Origin of the sequence: Sutcliffiella cohnii (assembly GCF_002250055.1) — a bacterium.
Taxonomy (GTDB): domain Bacteria; phylum Bacillota; class Bacilli; order Bacillales; family Bacillaceae_I; genus Sutcliffiella; species Sutcliffiella cohnii.
Genome location: NZ_CP018866.1, coordinates 4,348,685 through 4,370,404, shown reverse-complemented (window position 1 = coordinate 4,370,404; position 21,720 = coordinate 4,348,685). Strand labels below are relative to the sequence as shown.

19 protein-coding genes are annotated in these 21,720 nt (G+C 38.7%); 17 read left to right on the top strand and 2 right to left on the bottom strand.

What is annotated here, in order from left to right; all coding sequences use genetic code 11:
* Position 1 precedes the first annotated feature (1 nt).
* From BC6307_RS21910 to spoIID, 12 genes are all read left to right on the top strand, one after another.
* Positions 2-1,102 carry an NADH-quinone oxidoreductase subunit D gene (locus tag BC6307_RS21910; protein ID WP_066420499.1) on the top strand — a complete coding sequence of 367 codons (1,101 nt, stop codon included), beginning with the start codon at positions 2-4 and terminating at the stop codon, positions 1,100-1,102.
* Entirely contained in the window at positions 1,102-2,112 is a 1,011-nt protein-coding gene (nuoH, locus tag BC6307_RS21905) for an NADH-quinone oxidoreductase subunit NuoH (protein WP_066420501.1), read from the top strand. Before BC6307_RS21910 ends, nuoH begins: the two co-directional genes overlap by 1 nt.
* Positions 2,113-2,155: 43 nt before the next feature.
* Positions 2,156-2,575, top strand: coding sequence for an NADH-quinone oxidoreductase subunit NuoI (gene nuoI, locus BC6307_RS21900; protein WP_066420504.1), 420 nt, complete (start codon positions 2,156-2,158; stop codon positions 2,573-2,575).
* Positions 2,572-3,087, top strand: a complete 516-nt coding sequence (locus tag BC6307_RS21895; RefSeq protein WP_066420505.1) for an NADH-quinone oxidoreductase subunit J — start codon at positions 2,572-2,574, stop codon at positions 3,085-3,087. The genes nuoI and BC6307_RS21895 overlap by 4 nt, the downstream gene beginning before the upstream one ends.
* On the top strand, positions 3,084-3,398 hold the full coding sequence (nuoK, locus tag BC6307_RS21890; RefSeq protein ID WP_066420506.1) for an NADH-quinone oxidoreductase subunit NuoK: 315 nt from the start codon (positions 3,084-3,086) through the stop codon (positions 3,396-3,398). The genes BC6307_RS21895 and nuoK overlap by 4 nt, the downstream gene beginning before the upstream one ends.
* A gap of 73 nt (positions 3,399-3,471) precedes the next feature.
* Positions 3,472-5,340 carry an NADH-quinone oxidoreductase subunit L gene (nuoL, locus tag BC6307_RS21885; protein WP_066420508.1) on the top strand — a complete coding sequence of 623 codons (1,869 nt, stop codon included), beginning with the start codon at positions 3,472-3,474 and terminating at the stop codon, positions 5,338-5,340.
* A complete protein-coding gene (locus BC6307_RS21880) occupies positions 5,337-6,863 on the top strand; it encodes a complex I subunit 4 family protein (RefSeq protein ID WP_066420509.1) in 1,527 nt (508 codons plus the stop codon). Before nuoL ends, BC6307_RS21880 begins: the two co-directional genes overlap by 4 nt.
* A 7-nt stretch (positions 6,864-6,870) precedes the next feature.
* A complete protein-coding gene (gene nuoN, locus BC6307_RS21875) occupies positions 6,871-8,412 on the top strand; it encodes an NADH-quinone oxidoreductase subunit NuoN (RefSeq protein WP_066420510.1) in 1,542 nt (513 codons plus the stop codon).
* Between the two features lie 179 nt (positions 8,413-8,591).
* Complete coding sequence (locus BC6307_RS21870) at positions 8,592-8,825, top strand: DUF1146 family protein (protein WP_066420511.1); 234 nt, start codon at positions 8,592-8,594, stop codon at positions 8,823-8,825.
* Between the two features lie 168 nt (positions 8,826-8,993).
* Complete coding sequence (locus BC6307_RS21865; RefSeq protein ID WP_066420512.1) at positions 8,994-9,788, top strand: YwmB family TATA-box binding protein; 795 nt, start codon at positions 8,994-8,996, stop codon at positions 9,786-9,788.
* A gap of 32 nt (positions 9,789-9,820) precedes the next feature.
* Positions 9,821-11,122 (top strand): UDP-N-acetylglucosamine 1-carboxyvinyltransferase, encoded by a 1,302-nt coding sequence (gene murA, locus BC6307_RS21860; protein WP_066420513.1) that lies wholly within the window; start codon positions 9,821-9,823, stop codon positions 11,120-11,122.
* 424 nt (positions 11,123-11,546) lie between these two features.
* Positions 11,547-12,566, top strand: coding sequence for a stage II sporulation protein D (gene spoIID, locus BC6307_RS21855; RefSeq protein ID WP_066420514.1), 1,020 nt, complete (start codon positions 11,547-11,549; stop codon positions 12,564-12,566).
* 50 nt (positions 12,567-12,616) lie between these two features.
* Here the strand turns inward: spoIID and BC6307_RS21850 are convergent, their stop codons facing one another.
* Positions 12,617-13,048, bottom strand: coding sequence for a pentapeptide repeat-containing protein (locus tag BC6307_RS21850; RefSeq protein WP_066420516.1), 432 nt, complete (start codon positions 13,046-13,048; stop codon positions 12,617-12,619).
* 13 nt (positions 13,049-13,061) lie between these two features.
* Positions 13,062-13,451 (bottom strand): AraC family transcriptional regulator, encoded by a 390-nt coding sequence (locus BC6307_RS21845; RefSeq protein ID WP_157076707.1) that lies wholly within the window; start codon positions 13,449-13,451, stop codon positions 13,062-13,064.
* A 272-nt stretch (positions 13,452-13,723) separates the two neighbouring features.
* Between BC6307_RS21845 and BC6307_RS21840 the strand changes: the two genes are divergently transcribed.
* The 5 genes from BC6307_RS21840 (at position 13,724) to BC6307_RS21820 (ending at position 21,533) form a co-directional block, all read left to right on the top strand.
* The gene (locus BC6307_RS21840) at positions 13,724-14,572 is read left to right on the top strand and encodes a hypothetical protein (protein WP_094366229.1); all 849 of its coding nucleotides are present in this window, start codon (positions 13,724-13,726) and stop codon (positions 14,570-14,572) included.
* 605 nt (positions 14,573-15,177) lie between these two features.
* Positions 15,178-16,002, top strand: a complete 825-nt coding sequence (spoIIQ, locus tag BC6307_RS21835) for a stage II sporulation protein SpoIIQ (RefSeq protein ID WP_066421592.1) — start codon at positions 15,178-15,180, stop codon at positions 16,000-16,002.
* A 322-nt stretch (positions 16,003-16,324) separates the two neighbouring features.
* Positions 16,325-17,947, top strand: coding sequence for a two-component system sensor histidine kinase NtrB (locus BC6307_RS21830; RefSeq protein WP_066421594.1), 1,623 nt, complete (start codon positions 16,325-16,327; stop codon positions 17,945-17,947).
* A gap of 157 nt (positions 17,948-18,104) precedes the next feature.
* Entirely contained in the window at positions 18,105-19,787 is a 1,683-nt protein-coding gene (locus tag BC6307_RS21825) for a two-component system sensor histidine kinase NtrB (RefSeq protein ID WP_066421596.1), read from the top strand.
* A gap of 132 nt (positions 19,788-19,919) precedes the next feature.
* Positions 19,920-21,533: a gamma-glutamyltransferase family protein gene (locus BC6307_RS21820; RefSeq protein WP_066421597.1), complete on the top strand. Its 1,614-nt coding sequence runs from the start codon at positions 19,920-19,922 to the stop codon at positions 21,531-21,533.
* The last annotated feature ends 187 nt before the right edge of the window (positions 21,534-21,720 follow it).

Here is a 21,720-nt window from a genome sequence, read left to right as displayed (position 1 = left end):
AATGATTCGTACAGAGGAAATGCTATTAAACGTTGGACCTCAGCATCCAAGTACACACGGAGTTTTTCGTCTTGTTGTAAAAATTGACGGGGAAATCATTACAGAAGCTACACCTGTCATAGGGTACCTTCATCGTGGTACAGAAAAATTAGCTGAAAACTTGCAGTATACACAAATTATTCCGTATACAGACCGAATGGATTATCTCTCTGCGATGACAAACAACTATGTAATCTGTCATGCAGTAGAAACAATGATGAATATTGAAATTCCGGAAAGAGCGGAATATTTACGAGTACTTGCAATGGAATTAGGACGCGTCGCGAGCCACCTTGTATGGTACGGTACATACTTGTTAGATATCGGGGCTGTATCTCCTTTTCTTTACGCGTTTCGTGAAAGAGAAATGATCATTAATCTATTAAATGAGCTTTCTGGAGCACGCCTAACGTTTAACTACATGCGTGTAGGAGGCGTAAAATGGGATGCGCCTGAAGGCTGGATTGAAAAGGTAGAAGAATTTGTTCCATATATGCGCGAACAACTGAAAGGCTACCACGAACTAGTAACGGGTAACGAAATTTTCTTAAGCCGTGTAAAAGGAGTTGGACGTTACACGAAAGAGGACGCTCTTCAATACTCACTAAGTGGGGCAAACTTACGCTGTACTGGTGTGAAGTGGGATCTTCGCAAAAATGAGCCATATTCGATTTATGATCGTTTCGACTTTGATGTTCCAGTTCAAGATGGTGGAGACGCATGGGCTAGATATCAAGTACGCATGGCTGAAATAGAAGAATCATTAAAAATTATCGAGCAAGCGGTCGCTCAGTTCCCTAGTGAAGGTCCAATTATGGCAAAAGTACCGAAAATAATTAAAGCACCTAAAGGAGAGGCGTACGTTAGAATTGAATCGCCTCGTGGTGAAATTGGTTGCTACATTAACAGTGATGGTAAAAAAGAGCCATATCGATTAAAGTTTCGTAGACCATCTTTCTACAACCTTCAAATTCTCCCAAAACTTTTAAAAGGAGAAAATATGGCTAACTTAATCACGATACTAGGTGCAATTGATATCGTACTTGGGGAGGTGGATGGCTAATGATGCAAGAGCTACTCCATTCTACTCCTAGTTTAACGAATTTTTTTATCTTTTTCGGATTAGCGGTAGCGCTATTATTAGCTGTATTAGGATTCGTAACGTACGGAATTTTAGCAGAGCGTAAAGTAATGGGATTTATGCAAGCACGGATGGGGCCAAACCAAGTAGGTGGGAAATGGGGGTTACTACAAACGGTAGCCGACGTTTTAAAGCTTCTTTTAAAAGAAGATACGATACCAAAATTAGCGGATCGTCCACTTTACATTTTAGCACCAGTTATCGCTTTTACACCTGCATTCATGGTGTTAGCAGTTATTCCTTTTACAGATAAATTTCAATTTGCGGATATTGGAGTTGGCTTATTGTACTACATTGCCATCTCTGGTATTACAACAGTCGGTGTAGTCGCAGCAGGTTGGGCATCCAACAACAAATACTCCTTACTTGGAGGAATGCGCGCGGCGGCCCAAATGATTTCATACGAAGTACCGCTTGTTATGTCGGTAATCGGAATTATCCTTTTAACAGGAAGTTTAAACTTAAACGATATCGTCCTAATGCAAGGGGAGACAGCTTGGTTCATTATTCTTCAACCGGTAGGGTTTTTAATATTCCTTATTGCATCAGTGGCAGAATTAAACCGTACACCATTTGACTTACCAGAGGCAGAATCAGAACTAGTTGCTGGTTATCACGTTGAGTATTCAGGGTTCCGTTGGGCATTCTTCATGCTTGCAGAGTACGTTTATTTATTCGCGATGGCTGCGCTAACAACGGTATTATTTTTCGGTGGATGGTTACCACCATTCGAATTTTTAGGATTCATTCCGGCAGGCGTATGGTTTGCACTGAAGTTCAGTTTTGTCGTCTTCCTACTAATCTGGTTCCGTGTAACGTTCCCTCGTTTGAGAGCGGATCATTTAATGGAGTTCGGTTGGAAAGTACTATTACCAGTAGCATTAGCAAATATTTTCGTCACAGCAATTATTAAAGAAATTTTCTTTAAGTAAATAAGCCCGTTTTATCGGGAAAAAAATGTAGGGGTGAAGCGAAATGCGCGGTCTTGCAAAAGGTTTGAAGTATACCCTTAAAAACTTAACTATGAAAAAAGTAACGTATAATTACCCGGAAGAACCGCTTCCACTACCTGATCGTTTTCGAGGTATTCAAAAGTTTTACCCGGAAAAATGTATCGTTTGTAATCAGTGTGCCAACATTTGTCCAACTGATTGCATTCAGCTAACGGGTAAAAAACATCCAGACCCAAACAAAAAAGGAAAAATCATCGATACGTACGATATTAACTTTGAAATTTGTATTTTATGCGACTTATGTACAGAAGTTTGTCCGACAGAGGCGATTGTCATGACAAATAACTTCGAGCTTGCAGAATATAGTAGAGATCGTTTATTTAAAGATTTAGAATGGCTAGATGAAAATGATACAAACGTCCGAAGGGAGAATAAAGCATGAGCGGAGAATTTCTCATATTCTTATGTTTAGCACTTGTTGCAATCGCTGGCGCCGTGCTGATGCTCAATCTTACGAAAGTAGTACACATGGTTGTTTCCTTAGTGTTTACATTCATAAGTATTGCAGGTATTTACGTTCTTCTTTCGGCAGAGTTTGTAGCAGCTGCACAAATCCTTATATATTCAGGTGCGGTCACAATTATTATTTTATTCGGAATCATGTTAACGCGTCACAACGACCATAGTGAAACTTCAAGTGTAGGCCGAAAACTACTCGTCTTTGTCGGTATCCTTGGTTTCGCAGCTGTTACGTATTTCGGTATTTATAATTTAGAGCTAGGAGAACAAGCAACGGAGTTACACGTAAACAATACGGAGCAAATTGGACTAGCGATTTATGCACATTACGTTATTCCGTTTGAATTAACGTCTGTTTTACTATTAGTAGCTTTAATTGGGGCTATTGTATTAGCAAAACGGGATGATGAAGAAGAGGAGGCGAAAGATAAATGAGCAGTGTACCTTTATCAGCCTACCTCGTGCTAGCACTTATTTTGTTTTGTATCGGCCTATACGGTGCATTTACAAAACGAAATGTCGTCATTGTACTCATTTCAATCGAGCTAATGCTAAATGCAGTGAACATCAACTTAGTCGCATTTAGTAAATTTGGGATGAACCCATCGATTACAGGGCAAGTTTTCTCCCTGTTTGTCATAACGGTCGCAGCGGCAGAAGTTGCAGTAGGAATAGCAATACTCATTGCACTTTATCGCAACCGTCGTACCGTCAATGTCGATGAAATGAATTCATTGAAGCATTAAAAACAGTGGAAGAACTTGTTTGAGAAAGCATGAGGTAACATAGCCTCGTGAATAGAGAAGGGGATTTGATACGATGATGGAGAATGCTTGGCTTATCCCGCTTTTTCCGCTGATCTCCTTTATCCTATTATTACTAGTAGGTAAAAAACTGAAAGAATCGAGTGCGTATATCGGTATTGCGCTCACACTCGTATCATTCGTTCTATCTACATTAGTATTATGGGATCGGCTATCAGCACCAACATATTATCAATCATTTACTTGGTTAACGATTGGAGATGTACAGCTTACAGCGGGATTTGAAGTAAATCAATTAAATGCATTAATGCTTTTCGTAGTGTCATTAGTCAGCTTACTCGTACATATTTACTCTAAAGGCTATATGCACGGGGAAGGCCGTTTTCCAGTGTACTATTCCTATTTAGGTCTTTTCACCTTTGCGATGCTGGCACTAGTTTTATCACCGAACCTTTTACAACTTTATATTTTTTGGGAATTAGTTGGGGTCGGTTCATTTTTATTAATCGGATTTTATTTTTACCATGATGAAGCGAAAGCCGCTGCGAAAAAAGCGTTTATTATGACGCGTATCGGGGATGTAGGATTATTCATCGGGATCATTCTATTATTCTGGCAAGTTGGCAGCTTCGAATATCGTGATATATTTGCTAGTTTAGAAGCGGGTGCTATTTCCTACGAAATGATAACGCTCATTGCGATTCTTATTTTCGTTGGGGCAATTGGGAAATCTGGTCAGTTTCCGTTACATACTTGGCTACCAGATGCGATGGAAGGTCCAACACCAGTTTCTGCTTTAATCCATGCAGCGACAATGGTAGCAGCAGGGGTTTACTTAGTAGCAACACTATTCCCGCTATTTAATGCAAGTGAAGCTGCAATGATGACAGTAGCAATTGTTGGGGCATTTACAGCCATTTTTGCAGCCTCAATCGGTCTTGTGCAAAAAGACATTAAACGAGTGTTAGCCTATTCAACTGTCAGTCAGCTTGGATTTATGATGCTTGCTCTAGGTGCTGCTGGATATGTTGCAGGTGTTTTCCATTTAACGACACATGCGTTCTTCAAAGCACTTTTATTCCTTGCAGCCGGAAGTGTCATCCACGCTGCTCAATCACAAAATGTAGAAGAACTCGGCGGATTATGGAGCAAAATGCGCTTAACTGGGATACTCTTTTTAATCGGTACGTTAGCGATTAGTGGATTCCCGCTATTCTCAGGTTTCTTTAGTAAAGAGGAAATTTTAATAGCAGCATGGGTAAACGGTAATCCGTTCTTATTCATCATTGCACTAATTGCTGCATTTTTTACAGCTTTTTATATGTTCCGCTTATTCTTCATGGTGTTTACAGGAAAGAGTCGTGGAGATCAACGTCATGTTCACGAATCACCATCTGTCATGACAATCCCGATGATTGTTCTTGCTGTTTTAGCAGTAGGAGCAGGGTTTATTAATACACCGTGGTTCGGTCATCATTTAGGCGATTGGCTTACAGAAGGAACGGTTCTCTATGGACCAGCACATATTTCAGGTCCAGCTTGGATCATGATTGTGGCAACGTTAGTATCGTTCGCAGGAATTGCGTTAGCTTACTTTATGTACAATAAAGGGTCCATTCCGCGTGACTATTTCAGCGAAGGAGCTCCTGCAGCGTATAGCATGTTATACAACAAATATTGGATAGATGAGCTTTACAAAGGGACGTTTGTATACGGGTCAAAAGTGATCGGTCTATTCTTTAAATATATCGATGAATTCCTCGTACAAGGAACGATGAAAGGAATTGCTTCTTTTACGCAAACGCTCGGTAAAATAGGTTCGAAAATGCAAAACGGTCAAACACAAACGTACGGTGCTGTCGCGTTTGTCGGTTTAGCAGTATTATTAGTCATCTTTGCGTTAGTAGGGGGGTATATCGGATGAGTAACTACTTCTTATCTCTATTAATATTTGCCCCACTAATCGGTATGGTAGTGCTTTTCTTCTTACCAAAAACAAATGAAAAGCTAATTAAAACGGTTGGAGTTTTAGCGACGCTACCATCCTTACTATTAGCGTTTATCGCGTACTTCCAGTTTAGAGGCGGTACAGAGCTTACACAATTTGCAGAAAATCGTAGCTGGTTTCAAATTGGAAGCCCACGATTTATATCGGAATTTTATGGGCCAGATGTATTTTTAGGAATACCGTATGAATTAGGATTAAACGGCTTTTCACTCGTGATGATCCTATTAACAGCAGTTCTTTCAACTCTAGCAGCTATCGCTTCCATTCATATTAAAAAAGAATGGAAAGGCTACTTTCTACTATTCTTACTTTTACAAGTTGGGATGCTTGGAGTATTTGCTGCTGAAAACTTACTATTATTCTTCATTTTCTTTGAAATTACGTTAATACCGATGTTCTTCCTTATCGGAAAATGGGGTTATTTTGAAAAGGAAAATGCCGCTTATCGATTTTTAGTTTATAACGGACTCGGTTCAGCTATTTTATTAATCGTATTTATCGTCCTTTATACAAAAACAGGTACGATGAATATCGCGGAAATTACACAAATTGTGACAAGTAATAGCGGGATCGTTCCTTTAACAGATTCCTTTAAAATGGGACTATTAATTGCTTTACTCGTTGCATTCGGTATTAAGTTACCAATCGTCCCGCTACATAGCTGGATGTTAAAAGTACACGTACAAGCACCACCGTCGATCGTTATGCTTCATGCAGGTGTATTATTGAAAATTGGAGCATACGGGTTAATTCGTTTCGGATTAAATATTTTTCCAGAACAATTTGCTAGTCTCTCTGTTATTTTAGCGATACTCGGGGTTGTTAACTTACTGTACGGTGCGTTTTTAGCGCTCATTCAAACGGAGTTTAAAATGGTTCTTGCTTATTCAAGTATTTCGCATATGGGAATCGTACTAATTGGATTATCGGCATTAAACGAAGCTGGAATTCAAGGAGCAATATTCCAAGTCGTTTCTCACGGATTTATTGCAGCGCTTCTCTTCTTCCTCATTGGAGTAATGTATGAGCGTGTAGGTACAACGAATATCGAAAAACTTGGTGGTTTAGCGAAAGTAATGCCAATTACGGCTGGATTTTTCCTAGTTGGAGCACTTGCTTCCCTTGGGTTGCCAGGGATGAGTGGATTCGTTAGTGAATTTATGGCATTTTTAGGATTATTCCAAAAAGAGCCGATTATCGCCGCAGTTGGTGCGTTAGGGATTATTTTAACGGCTGCTTACCTTTTACGAGCAGTACTTCGAATCACATTCGGTAAGCCAATCGACTATAGCGAAAAAGTAGTCGATATGCGCGGAGCTGAATATGTTCCAGTGCTTGTATTAGTGTTCTTTATTGTATTAATAGGTGTGTATCCAAATATTTTAGTTTATCCGTTACAAGCAACAATAGAAGCCATTATGTTAGGGTTAGGAGGGTGAATAGGAGATGGATATAGAAACTTTACTCAGCTTTGATTGGGGCGCTATGATGCCAGAATTCATCATCCTTGGTGTTGCAACCCTTCTTTCACTACTCGATTTATTTCTGAAAAAAGAGTTTGATCGCCGCTATCTTGGCTGGATTGGATTTGCAGGAATTCTCGTAGCAATTGGCTTTTTAGTCGGTACATTTGAAAGCGTGGGAGCTGGCCAACCAAAAGTAACATCGATTCTGCATGAAACGTTTCGTTTAGATAGCTTTGCACAAAGCTTTAAGCTTCTGCTCCTCATCGGTTCTGCACTTGTGATGTTAATGGCCATTAGTTATGAACCGAAAGAAGGAATAAAAACTTACAGGGGAGAGTTTTATTACTTATTTTTAACGGCCCTCCTCGGTACGATGTTCATGGCATCAAGTGGAGACTTAATTACATTATTTATCGGACTAGAGCTATTATCATTATCGTCCTATATATTAGCTGGCATCCGTAAATACCATGGACCTTCGAATGAATCAGCGATGAAATATGTGATAAACGGAGCCATCGCAACTGCGATTACGTTATTTGGGATGAGTTACGTATTCGGTTTAACAGGAACAACAAACCTGTTAGAAATGCAACAAATTTTAATGCAAGCATATGCAACAGAATTACAGCATATGTTGCTAATCGGTTTTATTATGATGTTTGTAGGACTTTCCTTTAAGCTCGCAACAGTGCCGTTTCATATGTGGGCACCAGACGTGTATGAAGGTGCACCAACTCCAGTCGCCGCGTTTTTAGGAGTTGTTTCCAAAGCAGCAGGATTTGTTATTGTATTACGTATTTTCGTTACGCTATTTATCATGACACCTGCTGAAGGTGGAGAAACATCGATGTTTTTATCGCTTCAAGAATTTTTAGCAATTATTGCAGTAGCATCGATGGTTATCGGTAACGTTGTTGCTCTACGTCAACGAAACGTAAAGCGTATGCTTGCGTACTCGAGCATTGGGCACGCAGGTTACATCCTCGTTGCGGTTACAACGTTAAACTTCTTATACATGTTTGATGCGATTTGGTTCTACTTATTAGCCTACTTATTTATGAGCATCGGAGCATTCGCAGTCGTTCAAATCGTCACAACGAAGTACGGGACGGAAGATGTTAGTGTTTTTGCGGGACTTTATCGCCGTTCACCAGCATTAGCAGTAATTATGTCGATCTTTTTACTATCACTCGCTGGAATTCCAGGAACAGCTGGTTTTATCGCGAAAGTAAATATTTTCATCTCGGCTATTTCGGAACCGTCGAATGCTTACGTATTAGCATCGGTTTTAATTGCAACAACGGTCGTATCGTATGTCTACTATTTCGGTATTATGACGCAAATGTTCTTCCGTCCAACAGCAGACGAGGAAAAAGTAAACATACCAGTTCCAATGTGGATTGTATTAGTAATAGGAGTGATTGGAACGGTTATTTTAGGTATTATGCCTAATATCGCTCTAGACTTTTTCCACAACTATTTCAATATTTTATATGATTTCTTTCTACCTGGTCAGTAATTTGTCACTATTTTTGGGGGAAAATAGGATTTTTACTGAACTATGGATTGTGCAATAAATGGGGTATATGGTTTAATAGAAGAAGGAGTGTCGAAGCTCCTTCTTTTTTTGATGGAACAATGTCGAAAAATTTTGATTGATGACTGTCACTTGTCGGAAAGTGTCGAGGAGGGTGAATGATGGAAGCAGATATTGGTGCTCAAGCATTAATTAGTATTTTGTCGCATATCGTATTTATTGCCGTCACTTGGTGGGCGTTACAAAGTGTACAATATGAAAAATGGATGAAGCCAAACAAAGTACTACAAATCCGTCTTTTACTCATACTCGTAACAATCGCAATTGGTTCTACTGTCAGCAATTTCTTCTTAGATTACTTATTCTTATCACAAAGAATACACTTTTTATTTTAAATTTCACTGTACATAAAAAAGATACTAGCTTGATCGTCTTTTATAGTATGGAAAATCGACAATAGTATGTATACATCCACATTTTTCATAAACAAATTGACGACAATTCCCATGTATGTAAAGCCTCCTCCTGGCAAGAATGGTAATAAGGAGAGGGGACGAGGGGATATGAAAAATAATTGGAAGAATGTTTTATTTGGAATAGCTATTTTTGTATGTATAGGTTTCGTTGTCGTAGCGATTGGGAATGAAAAAAATATCGCGCGTGCAGATGAAAGTGATAATAAAAAACAAGTTGTAACGAGTAATGAATTTGAAGAAATCGTAAATGTTTTTGAAAAAAATAAATTTTCCATGGATGAGTGGAAACTTTATGGCAGAAAATACGTCAAAACAATTAGTAACTTAGACGGATTTCAAACGTACGCAAATGAGTTAAAAATAAAGATGGACCAATTTACTTGGAATGAGTCGATAGAAGAGGACAGTTGGAGTCTAACAGGAACGTTTATTAATGAGTCGACGAAAGAAACTGAGACCATTCAATTCATAACAACCCACACAAAAACTAATCCAACCACGTATATACTTTTTGAGATGAAAGGGTCCGACTTTAGTTTTGAATCTCCTAAAAAAATCCAGCAACAATTCGACCAGAAATCTGCCAATATTTTTCAAGGCGAATATGAAAGTTTTGCTTGTATAGTAGGCACAGCAGGTGATAAGATTAACTTTGGTTTGCATGATCTGTCAAACAATTTGCTTACTGATTTTAATGCTTCAGAAGTGGAGTCATTAAAAGAGGATACATTTGTATCAATCTCTGCATATAATGGGAAGTGGGACCGAGTAATTCCTACACACCATGGACTGATAAACTTACAAATTGGACTTAGAAAAGAACGATTAGGCGAAAAGATTACAGTTGTAATCGGCACGCCAATTATAACGATTGAATATTAATATAGAGAACATAGGACGCGGAGGGGAAGACCTTGGATAAAATCATCGTCCGTGGCGGAAAAAGGCTTACGGGTACTGTGAAGGTAGAAGGTGCAAAAAATGCAGTACTGCCTGTTATCGCTGCAACATTATTAGCAAGTAAAGGTAAATGTGAAATTTTGGACGTTCCAGAGCTTTCTGACGTTTATACGATCAACGAAGTATTACGTTATTTAAATGCTGATGTAAGCTTTTCGAACAATCGTATTACGGTTGATGCTTCAAGAGAGCTTATGATGGAAGCACCGTTTGAATACGTTAGAAAAATGAGAGCATCCGTATTAGTGATGGGGTCTTTATTAGCTCGTGAAGGTCGAGCGAAAATTGCCCTACCAGGAGGATGTGCAATCGGTTCCAGGCCTATTGACCAACACTTAAAAGGTTTCGAAGCAATGGGAGCAAAAGTAAAAGTTGGTAATGGTTTTATTGATGCAGAAGTCGAAGGAAGATTAAAAGGTGCAAAAATCTATTTAGACTTCCCAAGTGTAGGAGCAACAGAAAACATTATGATGGCAGCTACATTAGCTGAAGGTACAACAATTATTGATAATGTAGCGAAAGAACCTGAAATTGTGGACTTAGCAAACTTCCTAAACGGAATGGGAGCGAAAGTTCGTGGTGCAGGAACTGGCACAATTCGTATTGAAGGTGTAAAAGAACTTCACGGTACAACTCATCATATTATTCCAGATCGAATTGAAGCTGGGACGTTTATGGTAGCAGCTGCCATTACTGGCGGTAACGTACTAGTACAAGGTGCAGTACCAGAACATTTATCATCTCTAGTTTCAAAAATGCAAGAAATGGGCGTAACAATTCAAGAAGAAGAAACTGGATTACGTATTATCGGTCCAGAGCGTTTAAAGCCTGTAGACATTAAAACGATGCCACATCCAGGATTTCCGACGGATATGCAATCGCAAATGATGGCATTATTACTTGCTGCTGATGGCACAAGTATGATTACAGAAACAGTTTTCGAAAACCGCTTCATGCATGTAGAAGAATTTAGACGCATGAACGGCAATATAAAAATAGATGGCCGCTCGGTAATTATCGATGGACCTTCTACTCTTCAAGGTGCTGAAGTTGCCGCAACTGACCTACGTGCAGGAGCTGCATTAATTTTAGCTGGATTAATTGCGGATGGTTATACACGTGTAACGGAACTAAAACATTTAGACCGTGGTTACGTAAACTTCCATCAAAAATTAGCAAGCCTTGGTGCAGACGTAGAACGTATTACGTTAGAAAGCGCACCAGCTGTTTCAGAAGTAGAAGTAAAAGAAGCATAAAATAGACACACAGGTTCAGATTCTTTTAATAGAGTCTGGACCTTTGTTTTTTTATTGGGCCAACCATTTTATATGCGGTACTAGCTCCGGCGGCTAGGCCCGGCTCAAACTTCACTTTTCCTCCGTACGATAAGTCATCATCGCCTCAAAGATCGCTCGCCGTGATTCCTTTATCTCCTGCGAAAAAGCTCCAGTTTGATTGGACCTAAGCGAGCTGCCTCCGCTTTTATGCTTTCCTCTAGTTTATTTCTGATAATTTTCGCTCATACCTTCTATTGTTTTACATAATCATGACAATTATGTAACAAAAATAAAAAAAGTTGTCATTTCTTTTTGTGAGACAAATCTTGTCATAATTGCTTGTCCAAGCCCATAAGAATGGAATATACAAGTATTTCATTTCAAACGGAGGCTCGACACATTTATGAAAAACATAAAACCAATTATCGTACTCTCATCTATCCTTTTTGTTATGATCCTACTAATTCCAGCTCTAGTAGTCGTACCGTTTGCAGACAAGGAAGCCGGAAAGCTAACCGAAAATGTACAAACGAAAGACATGGAACCGATTGATTTAAGCTCGCCTGTTGACGTTCCAGTATATCGAAGCCAAGCTGGAAACATCGAGGAAATTCCGCTAGAGGAATATATTGTAGGTGTAGTAGCGTCAGAAATGCCAGCAGATTTCGAGCTGGAGGCATTAAAAGCACAGGCATTGACGGCAAGAACGTATGTAGTGAGACAGATGCTCATAAATGACCCGAAAGGTGTTCCAGCAGGTGCAATCGTCTCTGATACCGTTCAACATCAAGTATACAAAAGTCCAGCACAATTAAAAGAACAATGGGACCCAGGAGACTATGAATGGAAAATGGAAAAAATCCAAAAGGCTGTTCAAGCAACTGCTGGCCAAATATTAACATATGAAAATGAACCGATCGATGCGAGCTTTTTTTCAACAAGCAATGGTTTTACAGAAAACTCGGAAGAATATTGGTCCAACAAATATCCATACTTACGTAGTGTAGAAAGTCCTTGGGATACAGAATCAAAAGAGTTTTTAGATCAAACGGTTGTAACGGTAGAACAATTTGAAAAACTCCTCGGTGTAAAGCTAGCAAATGACGGCTCTATCGGTAATATCGTGTCAAGGACAACTGGTAACAGGGTGAAAACGGTCCAGATTAACGGCAAAGAGCTATCCGGCAGGGAAGTTCGTGAAGCGTTAAAACTCCGCTCTAGTGACTTTGCATGGGAGCGTAAGGGCGATCAAATTGTCATCCAAACAAAAGGCTATGGTCACGGAGTTGGAATGAGCCAGTACGGCGCTAACGGAATGGCGAAAGAAGGTCGTACTCATGACCAAATCGTTACGCATTATTACCGTGGTGTTGAAATAGCAAGCGCAGAACAATTTGTAACGAAACTAACGGCAAAACAATAAGAATAAATGGTGATCTTCGCAAAATACGAGGATCACCATTTTTGCGATTATTACCTTTTATAGGATGCTAATAAGTCTTCTACTAATATTCCATTAATTTTTAATCCAGTAAGCTCACAGTCATTAATTTCAACATTTGTAAGGTTACAGTTAGAAATACGGCTTCCTTCGAGTTCACAATGTTCAAACGTTAACGGTCGTTGTTTTGCTCCTGGAACAAAGTTTTCATGGCCCTCTGGAGGTAAGCCGATGTGATGAATGTATGCCCCACCTAATTGGGCGCCATTAATTTCTAAATCACTTAAGTTTGCATCCGTAATCGTCACCTTGCTTAAATTCACATCATGAAAAGTAGTTCCCTCAAGTGTAGCGCAAGTAATATTCATACCTTCTGCAAAAACTTCAAAGAAAGAAGAACCTCCAATGTTTGCTTGCTTTGCCTCCAGCTGTTTCGCTTCATTTTGAATTTTTATTTTTTCCATCCCTTAACACCCTCTATATAATAGGTAAAGAATACCTAGAATACCCTTCACCGTCATATTCGTATTTTTCGCAGATTGTATATTTACGGCCATCAGCTGAAAAAGAATAATCTTTATCCTCCAGGAAAGCCTGCATTTTCTCTCCCGCGGCATTGAACGGATTATCACTATTATCTACGGCTGCAACACATTGTTGAGGCGCTAACGTTGTTCGGAAGTACCATTCAGGTATTCCATCAAAAGAGGATACTTCTACACAGAGGATATATACATGAGTGTCCGGATTTTTTTGTGAAGCACCTTGTGGCCAAATGCCGTAATGAATAGTAGGACTAACAATATTGGGCAAATGTTTGGAAGCTGATAATAAAGATTCTTTTGCATTTTGATACTTGCTCGGCATCTCCTTCAAACTTATGTTCCACGACTTTTACTGTCATACAAAAACCCCTTTCTATTTCCGACAGCTCCATTATACAAACAAACGTTCTTGTTGTAAATGGATTATGGATTATTTTTGTAACAATTTAGAACTTTCATAATAAAATAACAACACAAATCTCTCTTACTTGTTAACGAAAACAGTAGGAGGGGTTTATTTGTTTATTGATACTACTAGTACGGAGTGAATAGGCGGGGGAGTTGCGTTAATAAAAGCGGGAAAAGCGTCAATTATTGAATTCAGTAGGCGTGAAAGTCAGTTCGGTTGGCCGAAAAAGCGATGCAGTAGGCGTGAAAGTCAGTTCGGCTGGCCGAAAAAGTGTGGCAGTTGGCGTGAAAGTTAGTTCAGTTGGCCGAAAAAGCGATGCAGTAGGCGTGAAAGTCAGTTCGGTTGGCCGAAAAAGCGATGCAGTAGGCGTGAAAGTCAGTTCGGCTGGCCGAAAAAGTGTGGCAGTTGGCGTGAAAGTTAGTTCAGTTGGCCGAAAAAGCGATGCAGTAGGCGTGAAAGTCAGTTCGGTAGGCCGAAAAAGCGATGCAGTTGGCGCGAAAGTGAATCCTGTTGGCCGAAAAAGCATTGTGGTTGGCGTGAAAGCGAGTTCGGCTGGCCGAAAAAGCGATGCAGTTGGCGTGAAAGTGAATTCAGTTGGCCGAAAAAGCAATGCAGTTGGCGTGAAAGTGAATCCGGTTGGCCGAAAAAGAGTCGCAGCTGGCGTAAAAGCGAGTTCGGTTGGCCGAATATGGGGCGCAGTAGGCGTGAAAGCGAGTTCGGTTGGCCGAAAAAGTGTGTCGGTTGGCGTGAAAGTCAGTTCGGTTGGCCGAAAAAGCGATGCAGTAGGCGTGAAAGTCAGTTCGGTAGGCCGAAAAAGCGATGCAGTTGGCGTGAAAGCGAGTTCGGTTGGCCGAAAAAGTGTGTCGGTTGGCGTGAAAGTCAGTTCGGTTGGCCGAAAAAGCAATGCAGTAGGCGTGAAAGTCAGTTCGGTTGGCGTGAAAGCAAGTTCGGTAGGCCGAAAAAGCGATGCAGTAGGCGTGAAAGTGAATCCGGTTGGCCGAAAAAGAGTCGCAGCTGGCGTAAAACCGAGTTAGTTAGGCTGGAAAAAACGTCACGGTTGGCACAAAAAAGAAGCGGTCTTTGTCCGAAATTTTGATTGGTCCCAAAGGTAGTTCCGAATTGGCAAGTGCGTCAATAAATCTTCCAAGTGCGTCAAAAAATGCGAGAAGAGCGTCAATAAAATTTCTAAGTGCGTCAAAAAATGCGAGAAGAGCGTCAATAAATCTTCCAAGTGCGTCAAAAAACGCGAGAAGAGCGTCAATAAATTTTCCAAGTGCATCAAAAAATTCGAGGAGTGCATCAATAAATCTTCCAAGTACTTCAATAACTCAACAGGTACATCGTATAGTGCATTAAATGACTAAAAAAATCTACCAGCTAGCAACATTAATATGAAAATATAAGTTTAAGTGAGTTTTAAGCGTACAGGAAACGGATGAAAGACTAGAACTCAGGCTCCGCGGATAACTGCAACGGACAACCCCTACAAACAAATCTAATACGAAAAAAAATAAAAAACTCCTAAATCTATGAATAATTCCATAAAAAGTAACGAATATTAACTATTTAAAAATTTTTTTTGATAGATATGTATATTATTCTCGGATTCTGTTCAGAATGATTGCTGAGGTGATGATAAATGAGAGAGGAAGAAAAGAAACGGACTTCTCTAAATTCGAAGTGGCAAAAGGTTATGAAAAAGCGTTGGGTATTCCCAGCAATCTATTTAGCAAGTGCAGCAATAATTTTAACGGCAGTACTAATGTTCCAAGCAGCAAATTCAACTGAACCAGATTTAGGAAATGATACGAACGGTCAAGGGGATATTTCACAAGGAGATCAACCAGCAGTAGAAGTTACTAGTCCAGTAGAAAACTTCTTATTTCCAGTAGTGGATGTTGACTCTACTGTTATTGAAAAACATTTCTGGGATCCTACAAGACCGGAAGATGAGCAAGAAAAATCTTTCGTATCCTATAATGGAATTTATCGTCCAAGCACAGGAATTGACATCGCATTAAAAGATGGAGAAACATTTGAAGTAGTCGCTGCATTAAGCGGTACAGTAACTCGTGCAGAATCAGATCCATTACTAGGATTTGTAGTGGAAATTGATCATGGCGATAACGTAAAGACGTTCTACCAATCTTTAAATGAACTATTTGTAGAAGTAGGCGATTCCGTTAAGCAAGGTGAATCCATTGCACAAGCTGGAACAAGCGTAATGAACAACGAATACACTCATGTTCATTTTGAAATTCGTAAAGATAGCATTGCTGTAAATCCAATTGATTTCTTCAATAAGCCATTAACTGCCTTATTAGAAGAGGAGAGTACTCAAGTAACAGCTCCTCCAGTGGATGAGGAAGAAGATGCGCCAGCAGACGAGGAAGAAGACACTCCTGCTGAAGATGAAGAAGAAGAGCAAGACGAGCCACAAGAATCTTCAAATTCTGATGAATAAAAAATAATTAATCGGGTAATACTATAAATAACCGATGTGACATTAACAACATAAAGTATTTTATGGAGAATGTCGACCAAGCAAAAATCTTTTCTAAGAGCTTTCTTAGGAAAGATTTTTTGTTTTGTATGAATTAATGTACTAATTTGTGTATTTTTGAATCTATTGTATATTTTTTACGTATAAACTAAACTAATAGTAGGTTTGTCTAACAATATTAAAAAAATGAGTGTGGTCTTATATGGGGAATCTATCATCTTTAAGAAAATCCCACAATCTATTTGCAACCTTCATAATAATCATCGGAGTGCTTCTATTTTTAATGCACTTTTCTTTTTCTATGCCGTTAACGAACGGGTTTCAATTGGGGTTACTTGTAATTGCGATAATTTTATTAAATATTTTTATGATTTATTTACCACCAAAAGATAATAGATTATGTTTGGATACGACTGTGTATTTAAGCGTAATGTATTTATATGGAATTGAAATTACATTACAAATTTTATTAATAAGTACGATTCTCTACTACATTGTTCAACATAGTACCAATTGGATTACAGACGGAACCGAATGGTGGAAACATATAGTAAATTTTGGTATGTACAACTGGATAATAATTGGTGCGTATTATGCCTTTATTTATACCGGTGGAGAAATAGGATTATTCGGCTTAAATTATGCACATGCTTATATCATTTCTACAGCAGTTTATTATATCGTGAACATTTTTATTGTTACTTCTTATTTTGCTATGGCAAACGATACCAATATGTTTTCTATTGCAAAAAGCATTGCGGAAGATTCTTTTTTTCACTATTTAGCAACGCTGATTTTATCCTATATTTTACTTATTCTAATGGGAACGCACCCAATCTTCGGCCTACTAATTTTCATGATTATAAACGTACTAGTATCGATTGCATTTAAAAACTATTTTAACATGTATGAACAAGCGAAAAAGGATAAAACGTATCGAGAACAAATTTTAGATTCGTTACCAGTCGGAATTATAACATCAGACGATACGTTAAATGAATTCTTTCTAAATTCAACAGCAAAAGAGCTTCTACAAATAGAGGAAAAGGACGTAAAGCCTCATTTATATAAAGATCAGGAATTTTGGAAAGTAATCTATTCTAGAGACTTGTGCCATAATAAAAATGTAAAACATAACGATCGATTATTTCTATTGTCACAATCCGAATTAAAAAATAAGAAAGAACAACTTATCGGTAGGATTATCCATTTTATTGATATGACAGAAATAGAGGAAATGCAAAGAAAAATAAACCAAACAGAGAAACTTGCACTTTTAGGAGAAATGAGTGCAGGAGCGGCGCACGAAATTCGGAACCCATTAACCGTTATTTCAGGATTTTTAACGTTAATGAAACAAAGCTTTACGAAAGAAAATAACGAAAGGTATCAACTGCCTTTATTGCTTAAAGAGCTAGAGCGGATTAATACGATAGTTGAAGATATGCTCACGGTTGCACGACCAGCATCTCCACAACTTATGCGCATGTCGATTAAAGAAATATTAAATGAACTGCCCAAAAACCTATTACTTAACGATTCTATGCACGTTGCGATTCAGTTGGATGATACGAAACTACTAGTTGATCCGAAACAGATGAAGCAAGTTTTGTACAATTTAATACGAAACAGTGTGGAAGCGATGGATGGGCTCGGGAGACTTTCCATTTATTCAGTAAAAAAGGAACAAACATATGAAATATATATTAAAGATAGTGGAACAGGAATGGACGAAGCGACAGTAAAAACGGTATTCAATCCGTTTTTCACCTCCAAAGAAACTGGTACAGGGCTCGGCTTAACGATTGTACAAAGAATAATAGACGACCATCACGGAAAAATAGAAGTTTTTGAGACATCAGAAAATGGGACAACTTTCTTAATTACGTTACCTTTACAGGATTAGAACCTCTTTGACAGAGAGGTTCCTTTTTTCTTCCAAAAAAGTCGAAAAAACTCGAATGCTGTCAAACAAAGTTAAATATTGTAAAATCAAAACAAATAAATTAAAATGAGAGTAGTAGTAAAATGATAAGGACTTTCGTGGATAGAGTGTGATATTGATGGGAATTCAAGCCCTTTTTAAAAAAACGAGTAATTTATATATAGCAAGCATTATAATGATAGGACTTGCTCTATTTATTACGCATTTTTCATTTAATATTGTTGTGCCTCATTGGAGTATTATCCTATTATCAATTTTTGCTGTTGCCCTATTAAATATTTATTTAATTTACATTCCTCCCCGTGATAACTCATTGTGTTTAGATGCTACCATCTATTTATCCACCCTTTTTTTCTATGGACTTGAAACGACACTTTTCATATTATTGCTAAGTATTGTGCCAAATTACTTTACTCATAAAGGGACGGAGTGGTGGAAGCATTTATTTAACTTTAGTCTCTATGTTAGTTTATATACGATTGCTTATTATATTTATAAAACCCTCGGTGGAGAAATTGGCGCATTATCACTAGAGTATGCGCACGCTTATATCGTTTCAACGGCTATTTATTTCGTTGTAAATATTGCCGTTATAGCATCTTATTTTGCTATTGCCAACTCAGTAAAAGTAACTACTATGGTTAAAAATCTAAGTGACGGATCGGTGACACACTATTTTGCGACACTAATATTATCTATTATTTTATTAATATTAATAGATCCTTTTCCTATTTTTGGCTTAGCCGTTTTTACTATTATAGTTGTAATCGTGTCAATTGCCTTTAAAAATTATTATAAAATGTTTGAACAAGTGAAAAAGGATAAAACATATCGTGAACAAATATTAAATTCTTTACCAGTAGGGATCATTACGTCAGATGATACGGTAAATGAATTTTTCCTAAACGTAACAGCGAAGGAAGTATTGAAGATTAATGAGAAGGAAGTTATTGGTCAGCTAAGATCAGATGAACAATTTTGGAAAATAATTCGCTCTAGAGAATTTTGCAAAAACCAAAAAGTTCTATACAAAAGTCAAGTTCTTTTATTTTCCCAATCTGAATTGAAAAATAAAAACGAACAGCTTATCGGGAGAATTATACATTTCATCGATATAACAGAAATTGAAGAGATGCAAAGAAAAATTCAACAAACAGAAAAACTAGCACTTTTAGGAGAAATGAGTGCAGGAGCGGCCCATGAAATTCGCAATCCGCTGACAGTCATTTCTGGGTTTATAAAATTAATGAAACAAAGCTTTACTAAAGAACAAAATGAAAAATATCAGTTGGCACTATTACTAAAAGAGTTAGACCGAATTAACTCCATCGTGGATGATATGCTACTCATTGCAAGACCAACTACACAACATTTAATAAAAATGTCCATTATTGACATCATTAACGAAATCCCAAAATTGTTTAACAATAATAGTCGTTTAAAAGTTACTATTAACCTAGACGATACGAAGCTTTTCCTCGACCCAAAACAAATGAAACAAGTACTATACAATTTAGCAAGAAACAGCATGGAAGCGATGGGCGGTACGGGGGAACTTTCGGTTTATTCAGTAAAGAAGGAAAAAGAATATCAACTATTTATAAAAGACACCGGTATAGGGATGCCTGATGAAACGAAAAAGTTAGTTTTTAATCCATTTTTCACTTCAAAAGAAACCGGTACAGGTCTTGGCTTAACAATTGTGCAACGAATTGTAGATAACCATGGTGGTACAATTGAAGTGTACGATACGTCAGAAAAAGGAACAACGATCTTAATAACATTACCACTACCATCTTAAGTGAACCCATGATTGTTAGGGTTCTTTTTTATTTGCCTACCCTAAAAATGATAAATTGCTTTAAAATAGTAGAGAAAGTAAGTATAATAATAGATAATTTCGAAAATCGAAATATTAGGGGGATTGGGAAAAATGAAACAAGATTATTTATACCATCCATATCCATCGCAGCGAAATACAGTGTTCGCGAAAAATGGTATGGTCGCAACATCACAACCTTTAGCTGCACAAGCAGGATTACATATTTTAAAAAAAGGTGGAAATGCCATTGATGCAGCCATTGCAACAGCAGCCTGTTTAACAGTAGTGGAACCAACATCTAATGGGATTGGCGGAGATGCGTTTGCGCTTGTCTGGACAAAAGGGGAATTGCACGGATTAAATGCAAGCGGTCCAGCCCCTGCCTCTCTTTCCATCGATGCGGTGAAGGAACGAGGGTACACAGAAAAAATGCCAAAGCTCGGATTAATTCCTGTTACAGTACCAGGAGCACCAGCAGCGTGGGCGACACTTTCGAAACGATTTGGAAAATTACCATTAAGCGAAGTATTAGAGCCAGCTATCCAGTACGCAACAGAAGGCTACCCAGTATCACCGACGTTAGGAAAGTACTGGAAGGGAGCTTATCAAGCATACAAACAGCAAGGAACGTCAGAAGAATTTTCAGGTTGGTTCGAAACGTTTGCTCCAAAAGGTCGTCCACCAGAAATCGGCGAAATTTGGGCATCAGAAGGTCACGCAAATACGTTACGTGCAATTGGCGAAACGAATGGCGAAGCATTTTACCGTGGAGAATTAGCAGAAAAAATCGCAGCCTTTTCAAAGGAACATAACGGATTTATTTCGTATGAAGACTTAGCAAACTATGAACCTGAATGGGTAGACCCAATTCGTGTAAATTATAAAGGGTACGACGTTTGGGAAATTCCTCCGAACGGCCAAGGAATAGCAGCCCTAATGGCATTAAACATTTTAAACGATGATGTGTTTACTGATAGAGATACGGTAGAAACGTATCATAAACAAATAGAAGCGATGAAGCTAGCGTTTGAAGATACAAAAAAATACGTATCTGACCCGCGCACAATGAAATACAGTGCAGAGGAGCTTTTAAGCAAAAAATTCGCAACGGAGCGACGTGCTCTAATTGGAGATGTGGCCATTACGCCTGAGCCTGGAACTCCGCCAAAAGGTGGTACGGTCTACTTAGCTACAGCTGACGGCGAAGGAAACATGGTATCTTTCATCCAAAGCAACTATATGGGCTTCGGCTCAGGAGTAGTCGTTCCCGGAACTGGCATTGCCTTACAAAACCGTGGACACGATTTTTCATTAGATCCTGAACACGAAAACGCATTAGCGCCAGGAAAGAAAACATATCATACAATCATTCCAGGCTTTTTAACGAAGGGTGATGAAGCAGTCGGACCTTTCGGTGTTATGGGCGGTTACATGCAGCCACAAGGTCACATGCAAGTAATTATGAACACAATTGACTTCCATTTGAATCCACAAGCAGCATTAGACGCACCTAGATGGCAATGGATGGAAGGGAAGAAAGTGATGGTCGAACCAACCTTCCCGACCCATCTCGCACAAGCGTTAGCGCGAAAAGGTCACCAAATCGAAGTCGCGTTAGACTCTGGCAGCTTCGGACGCGGTCAAATCATCTGGCGCAACCCGGAAACAGGCGTCCTAACAGGTGGAACGGAATCAAGAACTGATGGTGAAGTAGCGGGGTATTAATGTAGTAGAGGGGACTGGCGTTGGTGAGTGGGGGATCGCAAATAAAGCTTGGTTATCGCAAATAAAAGTGGGTAATCGCAAATAAAAAGTAGTTGTCGCAAATAAAAGATGATGTATAAAAGTATGTGTAAGTCCTTTTGCTAGACAAATAAAAAAGGACAAAGTACTCTCTGAGTTATCACCACAA